The following is a 22,669-nucleotide window of genomic DNA, read 5'->3' on the forward strand; positions in this document are numbered from 1 at the left end:
ACAGTTACTTTAGCTTAGATAGAATTTCAACTGCTTTCTCTAAGGTTTCCTTATTTTTTGCGAAACAGAACCTGAGCATATGGTCATTTCTATTGTTAACGTTGAAAGAAGATATAGGTATGGAGGCAACCTTATTTTCTGTAATTAAACGTTTTCCTATAATTTCATCTTCCTCCATTGTAATTTGGGAAAAATCTAATAATTGAAAGTAAGTACCTTGAGTTGGTTTATATTTAAATTTGGATAATCTTATTCCATTTAAGAAAAAATCTCTTTTTTCTTGGTAAAAATTGTTCAAATCTAAATAGTGTGACGAATTTTTTAAATATATAGATAATGCACGTTGTACTGGATGGTCTACACAGAATACAGCAAACTGATGCACTTTTCTAAATTCAGCCATTAAGACAGATGGGGCTACGCAATACCCCATTTTCCAACCGGTTACATGAAAAGTTTTTCCAAAGGAAGCACATACAAAACTTCGTTGCGCTAAATCTGGAAATCGTGAAGCACTTTCATGAATTTGTCCATCAAAAATTATATGCTCATAAACTTCATCGCTTAATAGAATGATATTGGTAGGTTTTAAAATATCCTCTAATTGTTGCATATCCCATTTTGAGAAGATGGTACCAGTAGGGTTATGTGGCGTATTGATGATAACCATTTTAGTTCTATCAGTAATTTTCTCCTTAAATTCTACCCAATCAATAGTATAATCAGGGGTGTTCAATTGAACATAAACAGCTTTCCCACCATTTAAAGCAATAGCAGGCTCATAACAGTCATATGCGGGCTTAACAACAATGACCTCATCATCTTTATTTATAAATGTAGTAATGGCCGTAAAAATCGCTTGCGTAGCTCCTACCGTAATTGTTATCTCACCTTCTGGATCGTAAAAATGATTATGAAGTGATTCTATTTTTTCAGAGATAATTTCCCTAAGACCATAAAACCCAGCCATAGGTGCATATTGATTATGACCTTCATTCATTGCTTGGCTAACTAGGTTAAGTAATTTTGAGTCAGCTTCAAAGTTTGGGAAACCTTGTGAAAGATCTATTGCTTTATGTTTTCGGGCTAAATCACCTACCGTAGTAAAAATTGTAGTTTTTACATTAGGCAATTTCGATTTTGAGATTAACGGTTTAGTGGTCATAGTAGTAAATATATGAATTTAGAAGAATGTCAAAAAAAAGCCCGACCAATTGGTCGGGCTTTTTTAACTTTAAGACTTAAATCTATTTCAAGATTTAGAATGCATAGTTTAGACCGAACATTAGGTAGGTCTGTAAATTATTATCTACATTATCGAAAGTAAGTGTAGGGTCTGGAGCTGGTCCTGTTACTGCTGCATAGTTCAACGCTTCTTGTTTACTGTTACGTAAACCGAATTCAAATCCAAGACCTATACCATTCCATAACGTATAACCAAAACTATTGATCCAAGTAAAGTTTGATAAATCTCCACTTTTATAACTTTGGAATGTAGAAAAATTGGTTTTAAAATTTACCGCTCCAATTTTTCTAGTATAATCAGCAACAATTTTAGCTCCTAAAGAAGATTCAAAAATATTATCCTCGCTACTAAATACAAAGTTGTAGTTAAGTGGATGAATAACCACGACAAGATCGGTAATCGGCATCCATGTTGCGCCAAACCCTAAATCTAAATATCCTGGATCATTGAAATTATCAAGAATAGTCGTACGGTATTCACCTAAAGCTGATATTGCGAACTTTTCATTTAATTTACGACCATATAATGATGATATAGTAAAAACATCTGCTGCTTGCCTAAAGCTATCATCATCAGCAGGATCATCTTTATCATCAAACTTTACCCATCCTAAGTTGATATTTCCAGAGTTTCTCCAGAAAAATTTATCTTGATTTAAATTCGCAAATGCATTAACGGTTACACCAATATTGCCTGTCGAATTATTTGGTGAAGCTTGCGCATACCAATTATTAAAGCTGCTGATATTAGCGCCAATTGTACCAAAAGCGCCCTTTTTCCAACCTGGTAACTTATCGATTTGGCCTTGTAAAGCGTCAGCTCTACCTTGAATAGCAGCTATCGAATCTTTCGTTGCACCTAATTGCCCTTTTAACTCTTCCTCTGTTTGGGAAAAGCCTATAGTTGCAACAAGTGCAACCGCTATGGTTAAAATAATTTTCTTCATAATAAAATGTTTATCGTTTATAGTTGGGCAAATGTAAGTATAGCTAACAAATTCTCTGAGTAGGAAATTGTTATTTTCTTCTGTATAAAGGTACTGAAGAACAAGCTTCCCCATACATAATAGACTTAGCAACAGGCCTTAACCGCTCTGCAATACATAGGTATGCATTCGGAGGAACAGGTTTTTTACTACATCCTTTTATGATAATCGATTTATCTTGATATTCAGAAATATCTAATTTTTCAATGATCGATTGATAAATACTTGTTTCTAAATCGACCAAAGTACCTCGTATCGCCTTTTTGGCAAAACCACTAAGTTTAATGCTTAGTAATAAATATGCCCAACCTGGGACAATCGCATCTGTAGAACATTGCATAGCTACAAAAGCATTCTTATATTGAGACCAATCATGTGCTTCTACAGATGCTCTAAAATCTTTTTCCTTAAGAATAAACCCTTCAAAAAGCCAATCTTTTATATCCAAAACCAACCTATCCCCTTTTGGATAATAATCCTCAAGGTTAAAGGTGATGAGTTTACTTTGAGCAACCCTATTAATAATTTCGTCTTGCATAAGAATAGATTTAAAATCTTGCCAGAAATCGATTCTTTAATTAAAGAAGTCCCAATTCTAGTTTTGCTTCCTCGCTCATTAAGTCTTGAGTCCAAGGTGGATCAAAAGTAATTTCAACCTCCGCATCTTTAATTGCATCAAGAGACTTTACCTTTTCCTCTACCTCTGCCGGTAAAGATTCTGCAACGGGGCAATTCGGAGAAGTAAGTGTCATTAGTATTTTCACTTCATTATCCTCATTGACCAAAACATCGTAAATCAACCCTAGTTCATAGATATCGACAGGTATTTCTGGATCATAGATTGTTTTTAAAATGCGAACTATTTTTTCCCCTAATTCTGCGCTGTCTTCAGCTATATTTTCTTCACTCATAGTCTTTTCTATTCTTCAATTTGTGTTTGATACGCTACTGCGTATAATTTCAATTGCTTGATCATACTAACCAAACCATTCGCCCTTGTCGGCGAAAGATGCTCTTTTAAACCAATTTCATCTATAAACTGAGTATCGGCATCTAATATATCTTGTGGTTTTTGATTGCTAAAGGCGCGAATTAAAATGGCAATAATTCCTTTCGTGATAATTGCATCACTATCAGCTGTAAAAACAAGTTTATTATCCTCCAATTCGGCATGTACCCAAACTTTACTTTGACACCCTTTAATGATATTATCATTGGTTTTATATTCTTCTTTGATCAACGGTAGGGACTTACCTAGTTCTATCATATATTCATACCGCTGCATCCAATCATCGAACATAGAAAACTCTTCGATAATTTCCTCTTGTATCTCTTTAATTTCCATTACTTTATTTTACACAAAAATACAATAACAATTGATGGATTTCAAAAGTTAACAAAAACGACAAATGGTTGTTTTACAATAACATACTTTTAGCTTTCAACACCCCAGCGATAAGTACATCTACTTCTTCAAGCGTATTGTAAAAAGCGAAGCTTGCCCGCACAGTACCTGGTATCTTATAAAAATCCATAATAGGTTGTGCACAATGGTGACCTGTACGCACAGCAATTCCTAGCTTATCTAAAATACTACCCATATCATAAGGGTGAATACCTTCAATATTAAAAGATATAACAGAAGTCTTGTTTTTGGCTGTACCGTAAATTTTGAGTCCGTCAATCTTTAATAATTCTTGTGTAGCATATTCCAACAACTCATGCTCATATTTTGCAATTTCATCAAAACCAACAGCATTCATATAATCTAAAGCAGCACCAAAAGCAATACCACCACAAATATTAGGTGTACCGGCTTCAAATTTATGTGGAAGACCTGCATAGGTAGTTTTTTCGAAAGTAACCTCAGCTATCATTTCTCCACCACCTTGATAAGGTGGTAATTTATTCAACCATACTTCCTTTCCATATAGCATACCAACACCTGTTGGCCCACAAATTTTATGTGCAGAACAAGTATAGAAATCTACATCTAGCGCTTGAACATCTGCTACTAAATGTGGAGCTGCCTGTGCTCCATCAATCAAAACGGCCGCACCTACCTTATGTGCTTTCTCAATTATTTCTTCAATAGGATTGATTGTCCCTAAAGCATTTGAAATATGATTACAAAAAACCAACTTGGTCTTTTCGCTAAGTAATTCATCATAAACATCCATTCGCAATTCACCTTCCTGGTTCATTGGAATTACCTTTAAAATAGCACCTGTTCGTTCACAAAGCATTTGCCAAGGCACAATGTTGGAATGATGCTCCATAGCAGATACTAAAACCTCGTCTTCATTTTTAATTAAGGCTGAGAAACCATTAGCGACCAAATTTATACTATGCGTTGTACCAGCCGTAAAAATAATTTCATAGGGCTTAGCCGCATTAAAATGTTTTTGAATTTTTAACCTCGCTTGCTCATATTTATCGGTAGCTTCTTGAGAAAGTGTATGAACACCACGATGAATATTGGCGTTATAATTCTGATAATAATCCACAATAGCATCTATGACCTGTTGTGGAGTCTGTGAAGTAGCAGCATTATCTAAATAAACCAATGGTTTACCGTTTACCTCACGTTTTAGAATAGGAAAATCTTCCCTTATTTTTTTAATATCTAACATAGTCAATCTTCTTATTTACAAAGATACCCGATAATGAAAACATATATATAACTGTATTTAGATTAAGTTATAAATTGTCATAAAATAAAAAAGGACAGTTAAAAACCTAACTGTCCTTTTTTAAATTTAATAGTTAAAATATTTTAAAGATCAAAACCAAGGTTTACCCCTAGCTTTTTTGCAATCAATTTATTAATTCTAGCTTTTAGTTCAGGAATACGTACAGAAGAAAGCACGTTATTTGCAAAAGCGTACATTAATAAAGCCCTTGCTTCCTTTTCAGGAATACCTCTTGACCGCAGATAGAACATTGCATCTTCGTCTAATTGACCAATGGTACAACCATGTGAACATTTCACATCATCTGCAAAAATCTCTAACTGAGGTTTTGTATTGATGCTCGCCTTATCGCTAATTAAAATATTATTGTTTTGCTGAAAGGCGTTTGTTTTTTGGGCAATCTTATCAACGATAATTTTACCATTAAAAACGCCTGTAGAGCTATCGCCGTAGATACCTTTATAATCTTGGTGACTTTCGCAGTTCGGTTGTATATGATGCACTAAAGTATGATGATCCACATGTTGTTTCTCACCTAGTATCGTTACACCTTTCATGGTGGAGTCGATATACTCCCCATTTTGATAAAAATTAAGGTTATTACGAGTCAATTTCCCACCAAAAGAGAAAGTATGAACCTTAACAAGACTTTTATCCTTTTGGTCAATATAGGTGTTATCGATTAAAGATGCAGTTGCCGCATCATTCTGTATTTTATAAAAATCTACTATAGCACTTTTTGCTGCGTATATTTCAGTAACAGCATTTGTAAGCACTTCATTTTTCGTTAAACTCTGGTGACGTTCTATAATCTGAACTTCAGCATTTTCCTCTACTACCACCAAGTTTCTTGGTTGTAACATTAATGAAGCTTCATTACCTGTAGAGAAATGCAAAATCTCTATCGGCTTTTTAGGCATCTTATTTTTTGGGATATAGATATATGCCCCTTCGCGACTAAATGCCGTATTTAGAGAAGTCAGCGACTCGTCTTTTGATGCTATTTTATTAAAATAAACATCTATGACCTGCTTATACATTGGCTTTGTTAATGCCGAACTCATTAAACAGATATCTACCCCATCATGTGTAGTTTCCGAAAGATATGAGCTGTATATCCCATCTATAAAAACAATTTTATAAGAATCGATCTCATGAAGAAAATAACGCTTAACATCTTTGTATTCTATTGTATTTTCCTGTTTTGGAAAAATACTGAAATCAATTTTCTGCAAGCTATTTAGCGAAGTATATTTCCAAGCTTCTTCCTTTTTAGAAGGAAACCCTTTTTCTTCAAAATTTTTAATGGCGGCCGTACGAACATCATGTACCGGATGTTCGACATCAACGTTGTTCTCAAACGCCATAAAGGAAGAAATTAATTTATCTTTTAAATCCATACTTTTTCAGTTGGCAGTGTTCCGTTACAGTTGGCAGAATATTCTGCTCACTGATCTAGTATACTGCAAATTATACCGTTGCTTCTTGTTTTAACCAATCGTAACCTTTCTCTTCAAGCTCAAGTGCTAATTCTTTACCACCAGACTTAACGATTTTACCATTGTGCAATACATGTACGAAATCGGGAACTATATATTCCAACAAACGTTGGTAGTGTGTTATTAAGATTACAGCGTTGTCTTTACTCTTCAATTTATTTACACCATTAGCTACGATACGTAAGGCATCGATATCCAATCCAGAATCGGTTTCATCCAAAATAGCCACCTTTGGCTCTAACATGGCCATTTGAAAAATCTCGTTACGTTTTTTCTCACCACCTGAAAAACCTTCGTTCAATGATCTGGATAAAAACTTACGGTCAATTTCTAAAAGTTCAGATTTCTCGCGAATTAATTTCAACATATCCTTAGCAGGCATATCTTCTAAACCTTTTGCCTTACGAGACTCATTAATAGCCGTTTTCATAAAGTTGGTTACCGAAACCCCAGGTATTTCTACAGGATATTGAAAAGAAAGAAAAACACCTTTATGAGCTCTTTCTTCAGGAGAAACATCTTCTAAGTCTTCACCGTTCAATTCTACTGAACCTTCAGTAACTTCAAATTCCTCTTTTCCTGCAATTACAGATGCCAATGTACTTTTTCCTGAACCGTTCGGTCCCATGATTGCATGTACTTCACCCGCTTTTACCTCTAGGTTTATTCCTTTTAATATTTCCTTATCCTCAACACTAGCGTGTAAGTTTTTAATTTTCAACATAATATGTTACTTTAAATATTCTGGCGCCTTAGGCATTTTATTAAAATCTTCTTTTGAATGCTGCATGTAAACCTTTGCATTGCTTTCTTTAGCTAGTGCTTCAAATTCGTTCATGCTATTTAATGTCTGTTCAACATTAAAATTAAAAATAGGAACACCTCTATGTTCTCTGTTTTCATATAAGTGATACAAATCTCCTGTTAATAATACTGGTCCATTTTCAGCTAAATCTAAAAACAGTACTTGATGACCTGGTGTATGACCAGGCATAGATTTGATAACCACAGTGCCATCACCAAACACATCGTACTCACCATTAAGCTTTTGAGGGTTCTTCAATTCTTTAATGGCATTATAATTATCAGTATTATTTTTCTGTGATTCTTCACTGGTAATAAAATCGTACTCTGTACTTTGAACCAACCACGTAGCATTTTTAAATACATTAGCATGACCACTGTGATCAAAATGAGTGTGAGATAATGCAATATATTTAATATCGGATGGAATCATACCAATGCTTTTCAGCTGATTTATAACAGAATCTTTTCTAGAAACTGTAAATGCTCCACTAGGCTCAGTAAAAGGTTCACCCATAGCAATTAAACCTTCTGGTAAACCGGCATCCCACATTAAATTTCCTTTCGGATGGCTAATCACATAAAAAGGATCTGCAAATTCTTTAGTCTGACCTTGGTAGGTAGTATCTTGAGAAAACAATTCCAAATTATTCACAAGTACAGTTCCACCATTAAAGGTGTATAATTTCACCTCTGGCTTAACTACTACTTCAGCAGTATGAGCCTCTTTAGTTTTGCTTTTATTTTCCTTGCAACTAAAGGCAGTAACGAGAACTACTATGATTAAAAACTTCTTCATTATTTTTAAAAAGGCATTGTTAAAATTATCCTACAGAACCCTCTAAACTGATTTCCAATAATTTTTGAGCTTCTACAGCAAATTCCATTGGTAATTTATTCAGAACCTCTTTACTAAATCCGTTCACGATTAGAGCAATAGCTTTTTCAGTAGGTATACCTCTTTGGTTACAATAAAATATTTGATCTTCACCAATTTTACTGGTTGTAGCCTCATGCTCTATCATCGCAGACTTGTTCTTCGCTTCGATATAAGGAAACGTGTGAGCTCCACATTCGTTACCCATCAAAAGTGAATCACACTGTGAGAAGTTACGTGCATTATCAGCTCTACTATTTACTTGAACCAAACCACGGTAACTATTCTGTGATTTTCCTGCAGAAATACCTTTTGAAATAATGGTACTTCTTGTATTCTTGCCAATATGGATCATTTTAGTACCCGTGTCAGCTTGTTGGTAATTATTGGTCACGGCAATTGAATAAAATTCACCAATTGAATTATCCCCTTTTAAAATACAAGATGGATATTTCCAAGTAACGGCAGATCCCGTTTCAACCTGTGTCCATGATACCTTCGCATTTTTCTCGCAAATCGCTCTTTTAGTAACGAAGTTGTAAACACCTCCTTTACCATCTTTACCACCAGGAAACCAATTCTGTACGGTTGAATACTTAATTTCTGCTCCGTCCAAGGCAATCAATTCAACCACAGCAGCATGTAATTGATTTTCATCTCTTGAAGGTGCGGTACACCCTTCTAAATAACTAACATAACTATCTTCATCAGCAATTAGCAAGGTGCGCTCGAACTGACCTGTACCAGCCTGATTGATTCTAAAGTAGGTTGAAAGCTCCATTGGGCAACGAACGCCTTTGGGAATGTAACAGAAACTACCATCAGAAAATACAGCGGAATTTAATGCTGCATAAAAATTATCTCGTTGTGGAACTACAGAACCAATGTATTTCTTTACCAATTCAGGATGTTCTTTTATAGCCTCTGAAATTGAACAGAAAATAATTCCTTTTTCTGCTAACGTCTTTTTAAATGTAGTTGCAACAGAAACAGAGTCCATAACTATATCTACCGCTACATTCTGAAGTTTCTTTTGCTCATCTAAAGAAATACCCAATTTCTTATACATCTCCAACAATTCTGGATCAACATCATCCATTGTTTTGTTTGGGTCTGCCTTTTTAGGCGCCGAATAATAAGAAATAGCTTGAAAATCTGGTTTTGTATAATGTACATTGGCCCACTCTGGCTCAACCATTTCTTTCCAATATTTAAAAGCCTCAAGACGCCAAAGTGTCATCCATTCTGGCTCTTCCTTTTTCTTGGAAATAGCAATAACGATTTCTTCGCTTAAACCAATTGGAAACGTTTCGGATTCAATATCTGTATAGAAACCATACTCATACTCTTTGGTTTCCAATTCTTTTTTTAATTCTTCTTCTGTATATGCCATATAGTTTAATTGGTCAATTGATTTTACTCAACTAACAATTATCGATTTATAATGAAAAACTCTCGCCACAACCACAAGTTCGTTGTGCATTAGGATTATTAAAAACAAAACCCTTACCGTTAAGGCCACCTGAGTATTCTAAGACCGTACCTACTAAATATAAAAAGCTCTTTTTGTCGACAATTATTCGAACGTTGTTATCCTCAAAAACCTTATCGGCATCATCCTTCTTGTTGTCAAAGTTCAACTCATAGGATAATCCGCTACATCCGCCGCTTTTCACACCCACACGAACATAATCCGTTGTCGCATCAAAACCTTCTTCCGTCATAAGGTTGATGACTTTCTGTTTAGCTGTTTCTGATACTTGAATCATATATTAACTAGATTTAATCTAAATAGTTTACAAATATAGGTTATAAGTAGGTTTTTTCCATAGAACCTAACATTATTATAACGTATATAACTATTAAAGAATCTTATGATAAATGAGTGGAGTTTACTATTTGATTTTAAGAAGAATTAAGTCTGAGTTTCCTTTAGAAGATATTGAACCGAAATCTGTACTTGAAGATTCACCCACAATAAAAATGCTACCGTCAGAGTTTTCAAGAAGATCAAAGCCAAAATCGAGCCCAGAACCTCCAAAAGATTTTTCCCAAACTAGTTCTCCAAAAGCATTGGTTTTAACCAACCAAATATCATTTTCGCCCTTATTTAAAGAACTGTCCTTATCATCACTTTTGGAATTACCCGTTATTAAGAAGCCCCCATCTTTACTTTGAACAACAGCCTGTGCCAAATCGAACTGGCTACCGCCATAGGTTTGTTCCCAAATCAAATTACCTTCTTCATCAAGCTTAATCATCCACATATCAGATTCTCCGTGGTTTACTAAAATATCGCCATTGGCACTAAAAGTATTGCCTACTACTACAAAACCATTATCTGCCGTTTTAGCAATATCATATGAAACCTCAATACCATCACCTCCAAATGACTGTTCCCAAATTAGATTACCAAAAGAATCTACTTTAACCACCCAAAAATCGTAGCTACCATTGGTATTACTTATATCAAAATCATCACTTTCCGTAAAACCAGCCATTACAAAACCGCCATCGACCGATTGCACAACACTATGTGCCCGATCATTATTGGTGCCTCCAAAATAACCTCGCCATTGAACGGTACCCTTTTCATCTATTTTAGTTCCCCAAAATTCGCCTACTCCATGACTTGTTAATGAATTACCTTTTTCCGTATTTCCATCTGCCCTAGCCGATGTGATATCTAAAAATCCGGTAAAAAAATATCCTCCTTGAGAGGCTTCAAGTATATCGTACGAATGATCATGACCTGAAAAACCGTAACTACTTTCCCATTCCAAATTCCCTAGACCATCTAACTTTAAAATCCAATTATCATGAAAACCTTCGTTATTTGAAGCGTCGCCATCACTGCTCATCGAATAGCCTGTTAAAATAAATCCTCCATCACTTGTTTGAGATAGACTTTGCCCAATATCATCTTTACTTCCGCCGTAGGTTTTATTCCATTGCAAATTCGAATTTTCATCAAATTTCAATAACCAATAATCATTTTCTTCTTCAGCTTTTATTGAGATATCACCATTCGTACTTCCTGTATATCCTAAAATTGCAAACCCCCCGTCAGTGGTTTTTACAATTGCCTGTGCGCTTTCATTACCACTACCTCCAAAATTCTTTATAAAATCAAGTTCTCCCTTAAATTCAGTATTTAAAGAATTAAATGCAATTTCAGCTTCTTCTTTTGCACAAGAAAAGATGATACTAGCAAGTAATAGTAAAAGTACCTTTCTCATAATCAATTTGATTTTTGAATTATAAAAAACCCACTATTAATATCACTAATGATAATATAACCGCTTTCAAAATAAGGGTAAACACTCCAAACACCGGCAAATTGTGTATTATTGTTGGATGGATAGGTATCAAAAAATGCCTTCTCCACTATTGTTTTACTTTCAATTTCGGTAATATCCAGAACACGGACACCCGCTGTATAATTTGCTAAGAAAAATTCATCTCCTAAAACATAGCCATTGTGGTCAATTGCATTTGTTGAACCTAAGTACGTATAGTGTAAAACCGGATTCTCTAAATCAACCATATCAAAAATTAGGGTACGTGTTTTAAAACCTTGCCGTACCTCATCTAACTCGTCTCCCAATATAAAATAGCGATGATCCTCTGTAAACCAACCCTGATGCGTGTATCCGATATTTGGATAAGGCAATGTAGCCAAAGTTACAGGAGTATTCTTATCTGTAATATCTACAACCACTACTTGATCCTCATTTGCACCTACAAATATTTCTGAGCCAACATAGGTGTTATCAGGACCATTATAGGTAATTACCTGTGCGTCGTGTGTATAACCATATAAACCCCAACCACCAGCTAAAGTAGGGACTATAGGATTTTCAAGATTTAAAAAATGCACACCACCATTAAACTGGTCATCTCTATTTGTACCTACAGGATACGCAAAACCAGATGTTTCATTAATTACAATATTATGTGCATTTCCCAAGTCTGTATAACGCCCGTCAGCTGAGAATTCTTGAGGAAAATTGCTTGGGTTCCGTAATCTTTTCAAATCAAAAACTTGAACGCCATGACCACCGGCTTCAGATACGATATATGCAAAGTCTCCATAAATTTTCACATCTCTCCAAGAGCTCGAACTTGTAGCAGTAGGTAGCTTACCTAGAAAAATAGGCTCTACAGCATCCGATATATCTATAAAAGCGGTTCCATTATCCAAACCCATTAAGGCATATTCTTTGCCACTTTCAGCATCTGTCCAACCCCAAATATCGTTACCTTCCTCTGCCGACATTTCGCTTAGGGAAATATGGGCAACTAAATCATATCCATTACAAGGGTAAATTCCCGCCATTCCATTTTCACATGGTACAATGGCAGTCGTGTTATTTTCTGAAGTTGGCGTTTCTTCTACTTGTTCTTCCATTTGGCCGTCAACCTCAATATCCATATTATCATCTGAAGAGCATCCGAAAATCACAATATATGTTAAAAACCAAAGTCCTTTTTTCATGTAATTAATTTAATTTCAATACTTAAAGATACAAATTGCATTGTTTCAATAATTATAAAACTGCAATGACCTTCAAGTAATTGGCTTAATTGAATTATCTTGAAGTCCAAATCATCAAACAACTAAAACAACTTCATTTTATGTCAAACAAAAAGACGAATTTAAAAAAGAACTCGCGTCGAAAATTTATGAAAAATACCGGTATGGCGGCGGCCGGATTTATGATTGTACCAAGACATGTCTTGGGCGGTCCTGGTTTTATAGCCCCAAGCGATAAACTAAACATTGCAGGTATTGGTGTTGGAGGAAAAGGTCAAAGTGACATTGCCTCCTTTGCTGAGAGTCCGAATGTCAATATTGTATCACTTTGTGATGTTGACGACAGACAAGCAATTGCCTCTAGAGAAGCGTTCCCGAAAGCTAGTTATTTCAGTGATTTTAGAGAGATGCTTGAAAAAGAAGGAGACAGTATAGATGCGGTATCTGTTTCTACTCCCGACCACAACCATGCTGTTGCAGCTTACCAGGCAATGGCAATGGGGAAACATGTTTATGTACAGAAACCATTGACCCATGATATTTGGGAAGCAAGAATGCTTACCGAAGCTGCTAAAAAATTCCAAGTAGTAACACAAATGGGCAACCAAGGTGGTTCTGGTGATGGTGTACGCACCATGAAAGAAATCTATGATACCGGTATTATAGGAGAAGTACATACCGTAAAATGTTGGACCAACAGAGCTATCTGGCCCCAGGCATTACAAACACCTACCAAAAAAGACCGTATACCAAAAGGACTAAATTGGGATCTTTGGCTAGGCACTGCTGCAATGCGGGATTATAACAATGCATACCTACCTTTTGACTGGAGAGGTTGGTCAGATTTTGGTACCGGAGCACTAGGCGATATGGCTTGCCATATTATGGATCCTGTTTATAGAATATTACCAATATTGTACCCAGACACGGTAGAATGTAGTGTTTCAGATTCTTTTAAAGGAAATTTTGAATACAAAGATTATCCAAAAAGTTTCCCGAACTCTAGCAAAATACATTTAAGCTACCCAAGAACCGATGGAAAAGGCAACATAAAAGTTACTTGGATGGATGGTGGTTTACTACCTGAAAGACCAGAAGAGTTAGGCGATGAAGAAGCTTTAGGAAACTGGGATGGCGGTGTTTTATTTATTGGCACCAAAGGTAAATTAATGGCAGATTGTTATGGAGCTAACCCGAGACTTCTTCCATTAAGTTTAAACGAACAGTTCGAAGTAGAACAAACTATTGCGCGTGTTCCTGAGGGTCATTATTTACAATGGGTAAATGCGTGTATGGCAGGTTATGGTAATGCTGAAACCAGTTCATCATTCGACTATGCAGGACCGTTTACAGAGAGTATTCTTATTGGAAATTTGGCTTTAAAATCATACTTCGAAGTAGATCCTACAGTTGAAAACCAAGGATTCTGGGGTGGTGGTAAACAATACCACGGTAGAAAACGTTTACAGTGGGATGCCGCAAATATGAAAATTACCAATTTTGAACCCGCAAATAAATATGTGAAGCGTACCTATAGAGACGGTTATTCAATAGGATAGATTTAAACTAAATTTAAGTAGTAAAACCGGAGCTGAAAAGCTTCGGTTTTTTTTATGTTCTTGGTCTAGTATTACTTCTTATTTTTGCAGCATGCTAGAAGACAAGAATCAAGAAAAGACATCTTTAGAGAAATTAGGCGAATTTGGCCTTATAGAACATCTTACCAAAGATTTTAAGAATGAGCAAAAATCAACTACAAAAGGTATTGGTGATGATGCCACAGTTTTAGATTTTAGAAATAAAAAGACAGTCATAAGCACTGACTTGTTAATTGAAGGAGTACATTTCGACCTCAGCTATATGCCCTTAAAACATTTAGGCTACAAAGCAGTAATGGTAAATCTATCAGATATTTATGCCATGAACGCTACCGCCACTCAAATAACCATTTCTATTGCGGTCTCCAATAGATTTCCCTTAGAAGCATTAGAAGAATTGTATGCTGGTATAGCAACTGCATGCAAAACGTATAATGTTGATTTAGTGGGTGGTGACACCACCTCTTCTAAAACAGGATTAATGATTAGTGTAACTGCAATAGGTGAAGCAAATGAAGAAGATATTGCTTATAGATCTGGTGCCAAACCTAACGACCTCTTGGTGGTTTCGGGTGATTTAGGCGCTGCTTATATGGGCCTTCAAGTCTTGGAGCGTGAAAAAGAAGTTTTTAAGGTAAACCCAAATAATCAGCCAGATTTAGAACCTTACTCCTATATTATAGAACGTCAATTAAAACCTGAAGCCAGAAAAGATATTATTGAATTATTGAAAAAATTAGATGTAAGGCCTACATCTATGATCGATATTAGTGACGGACTTTCTTCTGAAATTTTACATTTAAGCAAAAGTAGTGGTCTAGGCATTGATGTATACGAAGATAAAATTCCTTTAGACCCAACAGTAATTGCTGCCTGTGAAGAGTTTAAAGTAGATAGCACCCTTGTCGCCTTAAGTGGCGGCGAGGATTATGAGTTATTGTTCACCATAGACCAAAAAGAATTCCCGAAAATAAAGGGCAATCCTAACTTAACCGTCGTGGGGCATACCACGGGTAAAGAAGAAGGTGCTTTCTTAATTTCTAGGAATAATACGAAGATTCCATTAACCGCTCAGGGTTGGAATTCTTTTACCGAATAAAAAAATCACTAAGCTACCTGTTGTGTAGCAGTGTGTCTTCTTTGGTAAATATGCTCTAAAGTTCTGTTGATATCCTGTAATTCAGGTGTTAATGCGGAAAGGTTTCCTCTAACATCTGTTGTTACTTCTTTTTGACAGTGAATACACTTGTATTCTTTAATATGCGAGGTCACTTTTTTTGAAATGGAATAGTGATGGCCGAAAATGTTGCAGAATATTTTTTTCATGCTGTAGGTTTTTTAGCAAAAATTTCGATTTGGGAAATCGATAAAATGCGATTAATATTTTAGGTTGAAATAACTAGAGAAATCGCATACGCTAAATTTCCTTTTATTAAAGTACTGTATATTAACTGACTGCGCCAGTATTTGTTGTGAGTGTTACCTAACATGTTGTCAATCTACTTTTTTTTGGTGTCTTACTAAATCAAAAACCACGGCATGTCTGTTATTTCATAATCTTTCACTTAATTTGCAACCATGTTTAAGAAGAAGGAAATTCTCGTTACCGCCTTTGCCCTATTCTCCCTTTTCTTTGGAGCGGGCAATCTAATTCTACCTCCATTATTAGGCTTTAATTCTGGGAATCAATGGCTAGTAGTAACCATAGGATTTTGCCTTTCTGCAATGGCAATTCCGATTCTTGGCATTTTGGCACATGCCAAACTACAAGGTACATTGATGGATTTTGGAAAAAAGGTGTCACCCTCCTTTAGCTTGATTTATGCTTTTTTCATTTATGCCATTGCCATTGCCTTACCAAGCCCAAGAACCGCTTCGGTTACCCACGAAATGGCGGTTCAACCCTATTGGGATATCTCTCCTTGGTTTACCAGTAGTATATATTTCGGTATAGTATTTGTCTTCGCCATGAATCGGTCAAAAATATTGGGCATTCTAGGTAAACTTTTAACCCCAGCCATAATACTGATTTTAGTTTTTGTTATCGGGATAACTATGTTCTCTTTCCCATTTGAATTTGGACCTTCAACTATTGCTAGTCCTTTCACTAATGGTATTTTGGAAGGCTACCAAACATTTGATGCCATTGGCGCAGTGGTTGTTGGTGGTGTTATTATTATATCTATCAATTTAAGACATACCGATGCATCATATGAGGACAAAAAAGCCTTAATACGTAGTGCAGGATGGTTAGCTGGCTTGGCCCTATTTTTAATTTATATGGGTTTAATTCTTTCAGGAGCACTCTCACATACTTATTTTGATGCAGACACAACAAGAACAGCTTTGTTATCTGGTTTGGCCATAAATAGCTTGGGTAATGTAGGAAATTTATTTTTAAGCATATTAGTAGGTGTCGCTTGTTTTACAACTGCAGTGGGTATAGTTACGGGAACAGCCGATTTTGTAAGGTCGAGATTTAATGACTCTCAATTAGCATATACGATTACAGCTATCGTAGGGAGTGTATTAGGTGTGTTAATGGGCCAATTTAATGTAGGATATATTATCGCTGTGGCTTTACCATCGTTAATGTTCATCTACCCTATTACTATCATTTTAATATTACTAAATGTAGTGCCAGAAAAGTATGCGTCACCTTTAGTTTTTAAAACTGTTACCATAGCGACTATCTTATTTAGTGTTCCAGATTTCTTGGGAAGTATTAGGGCTATCGCTCCTTCAGCAGATACATTTTCATGGATACCGCTTCAGCAATATAGTTTAGGATGGGTATTGCCGGCTTTGTTGCTGTTTATAGTAACCAATATTGTTACAAAAGCTAAATCAGCGTAAATTACAACTCCCGGCTTTTTTTCTTTTTCGAATAGTAGTAAAAAGCATAAGCTATTAAAACGAGTACAACAAAAGGAAGGTAGGTTCCAATAGCCACACCAATTTCATAAGAATTGTCAGGTGCTTCCTGCATCTTTTTTTCAATTTCAGAAGCTTCTTGAATTAATAAGAATAACCCCATATTCTAAAATTCTATTTCTAAACTTATAGGGCAATGATCACTCCCCATAACTTGATCATGAATTTGAGCAGATTTCACTTTATCCCAAATAGATTCACTGACCAAAAAATAATCTAGACGCCAACCTACATTTCTACTTCTTGCCCCACCTCTCATACTCCAAAAAGTATACTTATCAAATGTAGTTGGATGTAATTTTCTAAAACTATCCACCAAATTCAATTCGTTTAACATATGATCGAACCCATCAATTTCTACCTGTGTAAAGCCAGATGTTTTATTATAATTGCTTTTGGGATTGGCAAGATCATTTTCAGTATGTGCAACATTAAAGTCGCCTGTAATAATCAACGGTTTCGTTTTTGACAATTCTTTTAGATAATTCGTAAAAGCCTTGTCCCATCCTGCTCTATAATCCAATCGCTTAAGTCCATTCCCACTATTAGGAATATATACATTAACTAAATGAAAGTGCTCAAATTCAGAATGGGTGATACGGCCTTCTAAATCATGCTCAGCAATACCCATGTCCCTTTTAAATTGAACAGGCTTTAGCTTTGTCAAAATTCCTGTACCGGAATATCCCTTTTTATCAGCACTATTAGTGTATAGCTCATAACCACTTACATTTTTTAATGCTTCACTCACTTGATCGTCTTGCGCCTTGGTTTCTTGAACGCAAAAAATATCAGCGTCAAAATCTTTAACAATATCTTCAAATCCTTTTTTTACAGAAGCCCTTATGCCATTAACGTTCCATGATACTAATTTCATTCTCTGGTATTATTTGTTCATCAATTCTTCAATCTCATCTGCCTTAATAGGTATGTTCGCCATAAGATTAAAAGGTTCTCCCTTTTCTTGAATTACTACATCATCTTCTAATCGGATTCCCATATTTTCTGCCGGAATATATATTCCCGGTTCAACCGTAAATACCATATTTGCTTCCATTGGTGTTTTCAATGCGCCATAATCATGGGTATTTAAACCGATATGATGACTTGTGCCATGCATGAAATATTTTTTATACGCAGGCCAATCTGGGTTTTCATTTTGCACATCTGCTTTATCCAATAAGCCCAATCCTAATAATTCAGATGTCATTAGTTTACCACATTCTTTATGGTATTCTGCCCAAAGCGTACCAGGGACCAACATTTTAGTGGCATCATCTTTTACGCGTAAAACAGCATTATACACCTCTTTTTGTCGTTTGGTGAATTTCCCGTTCACAGGTATGGTTCTCGTTAAATCACTTGAGTAATTCGCATATTCTGCAGCAACATCCATCAAGATTAAATCTCCATTATTACAAGGTCTGTTATTCTCTAAATAGTGCAATACATTTGCATTGTTACCAGAAGCAATTATTGGTGGGTACGCAAATCCTTTAGAACAATTACTCACAAATTCATGAATTAATTCTGCCTCTATCTCATATTCCATGACCCCAGGTTTTACAAAACCAAGTAATCTTCGAAAGCCTTTCTCTGTAATATTACATGCCGTTTGCATCAATTCTAATTCTTCGGGCTCCTTTATGCCACGTATTTCCTGTAGAATAGGATTACTTTTTGCAACACGATGCGCTGGAAATTGTTGCTTATATTTTTTAATAAAACGATCTTCTCTGGTTTCCGTTTCTACAGCCTGCCTATAATGCTCATTGGTATTGAAGTAAATCGTTTCTGCTTCGGTCATCAAATCAAAGAATACTTTATCAAAGTCCTTTAACCATTGAATATTTTGAATACCAGAAATCTCGGTCGCTTTTTCTTTCGTCAATTTTTCACCTTCCCAAACAGCGATATGGTCGTTCGTCTCTCTTACGAATAAGATTTCACGGTTATTTTTATTTATAGAATCTGGGTACAGCACTAAAATAGTCTCTTCTTGATCAGCCCCTGACAAGTAAAAAATATCTCTATGTTGCTCAAAAGGCAATACACTATCGGCACTTATAGGGTAAATATCATTCGAATTAAAAACGGCAATGCTTTTAGAATGCATGCGGTCCATAAATTTCTTTCGGTTCTTTATAAATAACGAATTGGGTATTTGATCGTATTTCATGAATCTACATTTTAATATAAAATTACGGATTAAGTATTGTTTGACTAGAAAATAGAGTATTTAATTATGAAATTCCTATCGAACAATATTATAACATTTAGATGCTAATTAGTTAACTTGTGTGTCTCAACCTAAAAACTGATAACTAATGAAAAATAGGCTTCTTCTTACACCACTATTTTTTTTAGTATTCTTATCTACACTAGCCCAAACTCAAAGTTCTATTTTTGAAAATCTAGAATTTCGATTTATCGGTCCTGAAGGCAATCGTACCATTGCAATTGCAGGAATACCAGAAGACCCAATGACGACCTATATTGGAGCAGCATCTGGCGGGTTATGGAAAACGACCGATGCAGGTAGTACTTGGAACCCAATTTTTGATGATCAAGAGGTATCTTCTATAGGATCCTTGGCGATAACACCGACCAATCCAGATATTGTGTGGATCGGTACTGGTGAAACTTTTGTTATTAGACCTGCTCATTCCATGGGTGATGGTATCTATAAATCTATAGACGGCGGAAAGACCTGGAAAAATATGGGTCTGGAAAAAACGGGTCGCATTGGTCGCGTAATCGTGCATCCTACTAATCCTGACATCATATACGCTGCAGCATTAGGCCATACGTATGGAAAACAACAAGAACGTGGCGTTTATAAAACGGTAGATGGTGGTGAAACTTGGAAACGCATATTTTTCATAGATGAAAACACCGGTGCAGCCGAGCTAGCTATAGACCCACAAAATCCTGATCGCCTATTAGTGGGTATGTGGTCTATACAAATAAATACTTGGGGATTAAATAGTGGAGGTCCTGGAGGCGGCGTATATAGAACAACAGATGGTGGCGAAAATTGGGAACCACTTCATAAAAAGGGACTTCCTGGAGGTAAAGAAAATCCCGTAGGTAAAACGGCGGTTGCCATTTCCCATTCAAATTCAAATATCGTTTATGCTCTTTTTGAAATTGAAAGTCCGGCATTATACCGTTCCGAAGATTTTGGAGAAACTTGGACTTTACAAACCCGAAATCACGATATAGCAGAAAGAGCCCCTTATTATACTCGAATGGCGGTATCTACTACAGACCCAAACGAGTTATATTTTGCTAGTGTAAAGTTTAGTATTTCAAAAGACGGTGGCAAGACAACTAAAGGAGGGTATAGTGCAGGAGGTGATAATCATGATATTTGGATAGACCCCACGAATGCCGACCGAATAATGGTCGCTCATGATGGTGGTGCAAGTATTAGTATGAATCATGGTGAGACTTTTCAACGCATCGTGCTGCCTATTGCACAAATGTATCATGTTTCCGTAGATGATCAGATTCCTTACAACGTTTATGGTAATCGACAAGATGGCTATTCTTATAAAGGACCAAGCAATAGTAGGCAAGGTTATATTCCTTTAGGCTTATGGCAAGGTGTAGGAGGGTGCGAAAGCGGCTTCGCCCAACCAGATCCTTTTGATAATGATATAGTATGGTCTGGTTGTTATGACGGAGGTTTACAACGATACAATGCAAAAACAGGTCATGTTCGTGATGTTCGTGTTTGGCCAGAGGCAGGTTATGGTTGGGAGCCGGGTAAATTAAAATATCGATGGCATTGGAATTTTCCATTGGCCTTTTCACCACATACCAAACATCGAGTTTATGTAGGTAGCCAATACGTTCATAAAAGTGATGATGGAGGTCAAAGCTGGCAAGTTATAAGTCCTGATTTAACGTTGAATGATAAAACACACCAGCAAAATTCTGGAGGTATAGCCGTTGATAACCTGATGACCTTTGATGGTTCGGTATTATTCAGCATTAAAGAATCTGAGTTAGAACCAGGCTTAATATGGACCGGCAGTAATGACGGACAGGTTCATTTAACTAAAAACGGAGGTTCAAATTGGATCAATGTAACAGCAAATATTCCGAATTTACCTAAATGGGGTACCATTGCCAATATTGAAATATCACGTTTTAAAAAAGGATCTGCATATATCACGGTAGACTTACATCAAATGGGGGATTTTGCTCCTTATGTATATAAAACGGAAGATTATGGTTTAACGTGGAAATTGATAAGTTCTTCTGTCCCAAAATCAGTGCACAGTTTTGCACATGTAATAAAAGAAGACCCCAAAAGAGAAGGCATGTTATACCTCGGCGTTGACAATGGTCTTTATATAAGCTACGATGATGGTGATAACTGGATGCGTTTTCGTAATAACTTGCCACCGGTACCTGTCTATTGGCTTGAGATACAAGAACGGTTTGATGATTTAGTTTTGGGTACCTATGGCCGTGGTTATTACATCTTAGACAATGTTGCCCCATTACGTGAATTCGACATAGATGCAAAAAATAAATCAGCACATTTATTTAGTCTACGACCAGCATATCGGTTTATAGACCAACAAAGTATAAAAACGGATGGGCCAAGTTTAAACTCCGGAACCAACCCAGCTTACGGGGCAGATATCCATTATTATATAAAGGATAGTACCAGTCAAAAAGTAGAAATTCAAGTATTAACCGATAACAATGAAGTTATCAGAACCTTAAAAGGCGAACAGAATGCAGGTATACATCGGGTAATATGGGATTTGAGATATGAGCCAACCTATTCTGCAAAGTTACAGACCACACCTTCAGGAAGACCATGGGTACAACTAAATGGTGAAGGATGGCGCCCTTTAGTTACTTGGGATTTAGATTTGTGGCGCGGTCAATTCGGCCCAAGAGTAGTACCTAAAAATTATAAGATAAAATTGATTGTAGGTGAGGAAGAATTTATTCGTGAATTAGAGGTTGTAAAAGATCCGAATTCAGAAGCAAGTATAGAAGAATTAACAGAACAAGTAGCGTTCTCATTAGAACTGCGAGATGCCATGAACCTCGCTGTTACCATGATAAACGAAATTGAAACGATTAGGGCTGAGTTAAACGAAATAATTCCCAAACTAGAACGTACTTCCGATTTTAAAAAATCTGAAGAATTAAGAAAAGTGGCAGAAACTATTGTTGCCTCACTTTATGACATTCAATTAACAGGGGCGCGAGAAGATGCTTTTAGATCACCCATGAAACTATACGGAAGACTAAGTGCCCTGGCCAGTGATATTGGCGGATATGGGGCCGACTTCAAACCTACAGATCAACAGAGAGAAGTATATGCTATTTTCAACAAACGTTTAAAAGATGTGGATATAAAATTCAAAAAATTTATAAATGTTGACATCAAAAAATTGAATGTACAATTGAAAAAAAGTGAATTGCTAATTAAAAATAACAAAAAAATAAAATCCTAACTTAATA

21 protein-coding genes are annotated in these 22,669 nt (G+C 36.0%); 4 read left to right on the plus strand and 17 right to left on the minus strand.

Annotation, left to right across the window (positions count from 1 at the left end; genetic code table 11):
* Positions 1-4: 4 nt before the first annotated feature.
* The 13 genes from AACZ49_RS06800 to AACZ49_RS06860 all read right to left on the minus strand — a co-directional run bounded on the left by AACZ49_RS06800 (position 5) and on the right by AACZ49_RS06860 (position 12,602).
* Positions 5-1,165 carry a methionine aminotransferase gene (locus tag AACZ49_RS06800; protein ID WP_339652874.1) on the minus strand — a complete coding sequence of 387 codons (1,161 nt, stop codon included), beginning with the start codon at positions 1,163-1,165 and terminating at the stop codon, positions 5-7.
* A 94-nt stretch (positions 1,166-1,259) separates the two neighbouring features.
* The gene (locus AACZ49_RS06805) at positions 1,260-2,192 is read right to left on the minus strand and encodes a DUF3078 domain-containing protein (protein ID WP_339652876.1); all 933 of its coding nucleotides are present in this window, start codon (positions 2,190-2,192) and stop codon (positions 1,260-1,262) included.
* A 70-nt stretch (positions 2,193-2,262) separates the two neighbouring features.
* The gene (locus AACZ49_RS06810; protein ID WP_339652877.1) at positions 2,263-2,769 is read right to left on the minus strand and encodes a DUF2480 family protein; all 507 of its coding nucleotides are present in this window, start codon (positions 2,767-2,769) and stop codon (positions 2,263-2,265) included.
* 40 nt (positions 2,770-2,809) lie between these two features.
* A complete protein-coding gene (locus tag AACZ49_RS06815; RefSeq protein ID WP_339652879.1) occupies positions 2,810-3,142 on the minus strand; it encodes an SUF system Fe-S cluster assembly protein in 333 nt (110 codons plus the stop codon).
* A gap of 8 nt (positions 3,143-3,150) precedes the next feature.
* Positions 3,151-3,576: a SufE family protein gene (locus AACZ49_RS06820; RefSeq protein ID WP_339652881.1), complete on the minus strand. Its 426-nt coding sequence runs from the start codon at positions 3,574-3,576 to the stop codon at positions 3,151-3,153.
* 73 nt (positions 3,577-3,649) lie between these two features.
* The gene (locus AACZ49_RS06825) at positions 3,650-4,864 is read right to left on the minus strand and encodes a cysteine desulfurase (RefSeq protein ID WP_339652882.1); all 1,215 of its coding nucleotides are present in this window, start codon (positions 4,862-4,864) and stop codon (positions 3,650-3,652) included.
* Positions 4,865-5,007: 143 nt separating this feature from the next.
* Positions 5,008-6,324 (minus strand): Fe-S cluster assembly protein SufD, encoded by a 1,317-nt coding sequence (gene sufD / locus AACZ49_RS06830; protein ID WP_339652883.1) that lies wholly within the window; start codon positions 6,322-6,324, stop codon positions 5,008-5,010.
* Positions 6,325-6,394: 70 nt separating this feature from the next.
* On the minus strand, positions 6,395-7,147 hold the full coding sequence (gene sufC / locus AACZ49_RS06835; RefSeq protein WP_339652885.1) for a Fe-S cluster assembly ATPase SufC: 753 nt from the start codon (positions 7,145-7,147) through the stop codon (positions 6,395-6,397).
* A gap of 6 nt (positions 7,148-7,153) precedes the next feature.
* Complete coding sequence (locus tag AACZ49_RS06840; RefSeq protein ID WP_339652886.1) at positions 7,154-8,026, minus strand: N-acyl homoserine lactonase family protein; 873 nt, start codon at positions 8,024-8,026, stop codon at positions 7,154-7,156.
* A gap of 25 nt (positions 8,027-8,051) precedes the next feature.
* Positions 8,052-9,497 carry a Fe-S cluster assembly protein SufB gene (sufB, locus tag AACZ49_RS06845; RefSeq protein ID WP_339652888.1) on the minus strand — a complete coding sequence of 482 codons (1,446 nt, stop codon included), beginning with the start codon at positions 9,495-9,497 and terminating at the stop codon, positions 8,052-8,054.
* 46 nt (positions 9,498-9,543) lie between these two features.
* Positions 9,544-9,873 carry an iron-sulfur cluster assembly accessory protein gene (locus AACZ49_RS06850; RefSeq protein WP_068480363.1) on the minus strand — a complete coding sequence of 110 codons (330 nt, stop codon included), beginning with the start codon at positions 9,871-9,873 and terminating at the stop codon, positions 9,544-9,546.
* 126 nt (positions 9,874-9,999) lie between these two features.
* Positions 10,000-11,343, minus strand: coding sequence for a hypothetical protein (locus AACZ49_RS06855; protein ID WP_339652890.1), 1,344 nt, complete (start codon positions 11,341-11,343; stop codon positions 10,000-10,002).
* 2 nt (positions 11,344-11,345) lie between these two features.
* A complete protein-coding gene (locus tag AACZ49_RS06860; protein ID WP_339652892.1) occupies positions 11,346-12,602 on the minus strand; it encodes a choice-of-anchor B family protein in 1,257 nt (418 codons plus the stop codon).
* Between the two features lie 140 nt (positions 12,603-12,742).
* On the opposite strand from AACZ49_RS06860, the gene AACZ49_RS06865 reads away from it, so the two are divergent.
* On the plus strand, positions 12,743-14,200 hold the full coding sequence (locus tag AACZ49_RS06865) for a Gfo/Idh/MocA family oxidoreductase (RefSeq protein ID WP_339652895.1): 1,458 nt from the start codon (positions 12,743-12,745) through the stop codon (positions 14,198-14,200).
* Between the two features lie 91 nt (positions 14,201-14,291).
* Entirely contained in the window at positions 14,292-15,338 is a 1,047-nt protein-coding gene (thiL, locus tag AACZ49_RS06870; protein WP_339652896.1) for a thiamine-phosphate kinase, read from the plus strand.
* Between the two features lie 8 nt (positions 15,339-15,346).
* Here thiL and AACZ49_RS06875 read toward each other — a convergent pair whose 3' ends face one another.
* Positions 15,347-15,565: a hypothetical protein gene (locus AACZ49_RS06875; protein WP_339652898.1), complete on the minus strand. Its 219-nt coding sequence runs from the start codon at positions 15,563-15,565 to the stop codon at positions 15,347-15,349.
* 252 nt (positions 15,566-15,817) lie between these two features.
* On the opposite strand from AACZ49_RS06875, the gene AACZ49_RS06880 reads away from it, so the two are divergent.
* Complete coding sequence (locus AACZ49_RS06880) at positions 15,818-17,095, plus strand: branched-chain amino acid transport system II carrier protein (protein WP_339652900.1); 1,278 nt, start codon at positions 15,818-15,820, stop codon at positions 17,093-17,095.
* Position 17,096: 1 nt separating this feature from the next.
* Here the strand turns inward: AACZ49_RS06880 and AACZ49_RS06885 are convergent, their stop codons facing one another.
* The 3 genes from AACZ49_RS06885 to AACZ49_RS06895 are packed head-to-tail and all read right to left on the minus strand — an operon-like array spanning position 17,097 to position 19,352.
* Entirely contained in the window at positions 17,097-17,276 is a 180-nt protein-coding gene (locus tag AACZ49_RS06885; protein ID WP_339652902.1) for a hypothetical protein, read from the minus strand.
* A gap of 3 nt (positions 17,277-17,279) precedes the next feature.
* A complete protein-coding gene (locus AACZ49_RS06890) occupies positions 17,280-18,050 on the minus strand; it encodes an exodeoxyribonuclease III (protein WP_339652904.1) in 771 nt (256 codons plus the stop codon).
* A 9-nt stretch (positions 18,051-18,059) separates the two neighbouring features.
* Complete coding sequence (locus tag AACZ49_RS06895) at positions 18,060-19,352, minus strand: aminopeptidase P family protein (protein WP_339652907.1); 1,293 nt, start codon at positions 19,350-19,352, stop codon at positions 18,060-18,062.
* A 148-nt stretch (positions 19,353-19,500) separates the two neighbouring features.
* On the opposite strand from AACZ49_RS06895, the gene AACZ49_RS06900 reads away from it, so the two are divergent.
* Positions 19,501-22,662, plus strand: coding sequence for a glycosyl hydrolase (locus AACZ49_RS06900; protein ID WP_339652909.1), 3,162 nt, complete (start codon positions 19,501-19,503; stop codon positions 22,660-22,662).
* Positions 22,663-22,669 lie beyond the last annotated feature (7 nt).

Source organism: uncultured Maribacter sp. (assembly GCF_963975365.1).
GTDB lineage: Bacteria > Bacteroidota > Bacteroidia > Flavobacteriales > Flavobacteriaceae > Maribacter.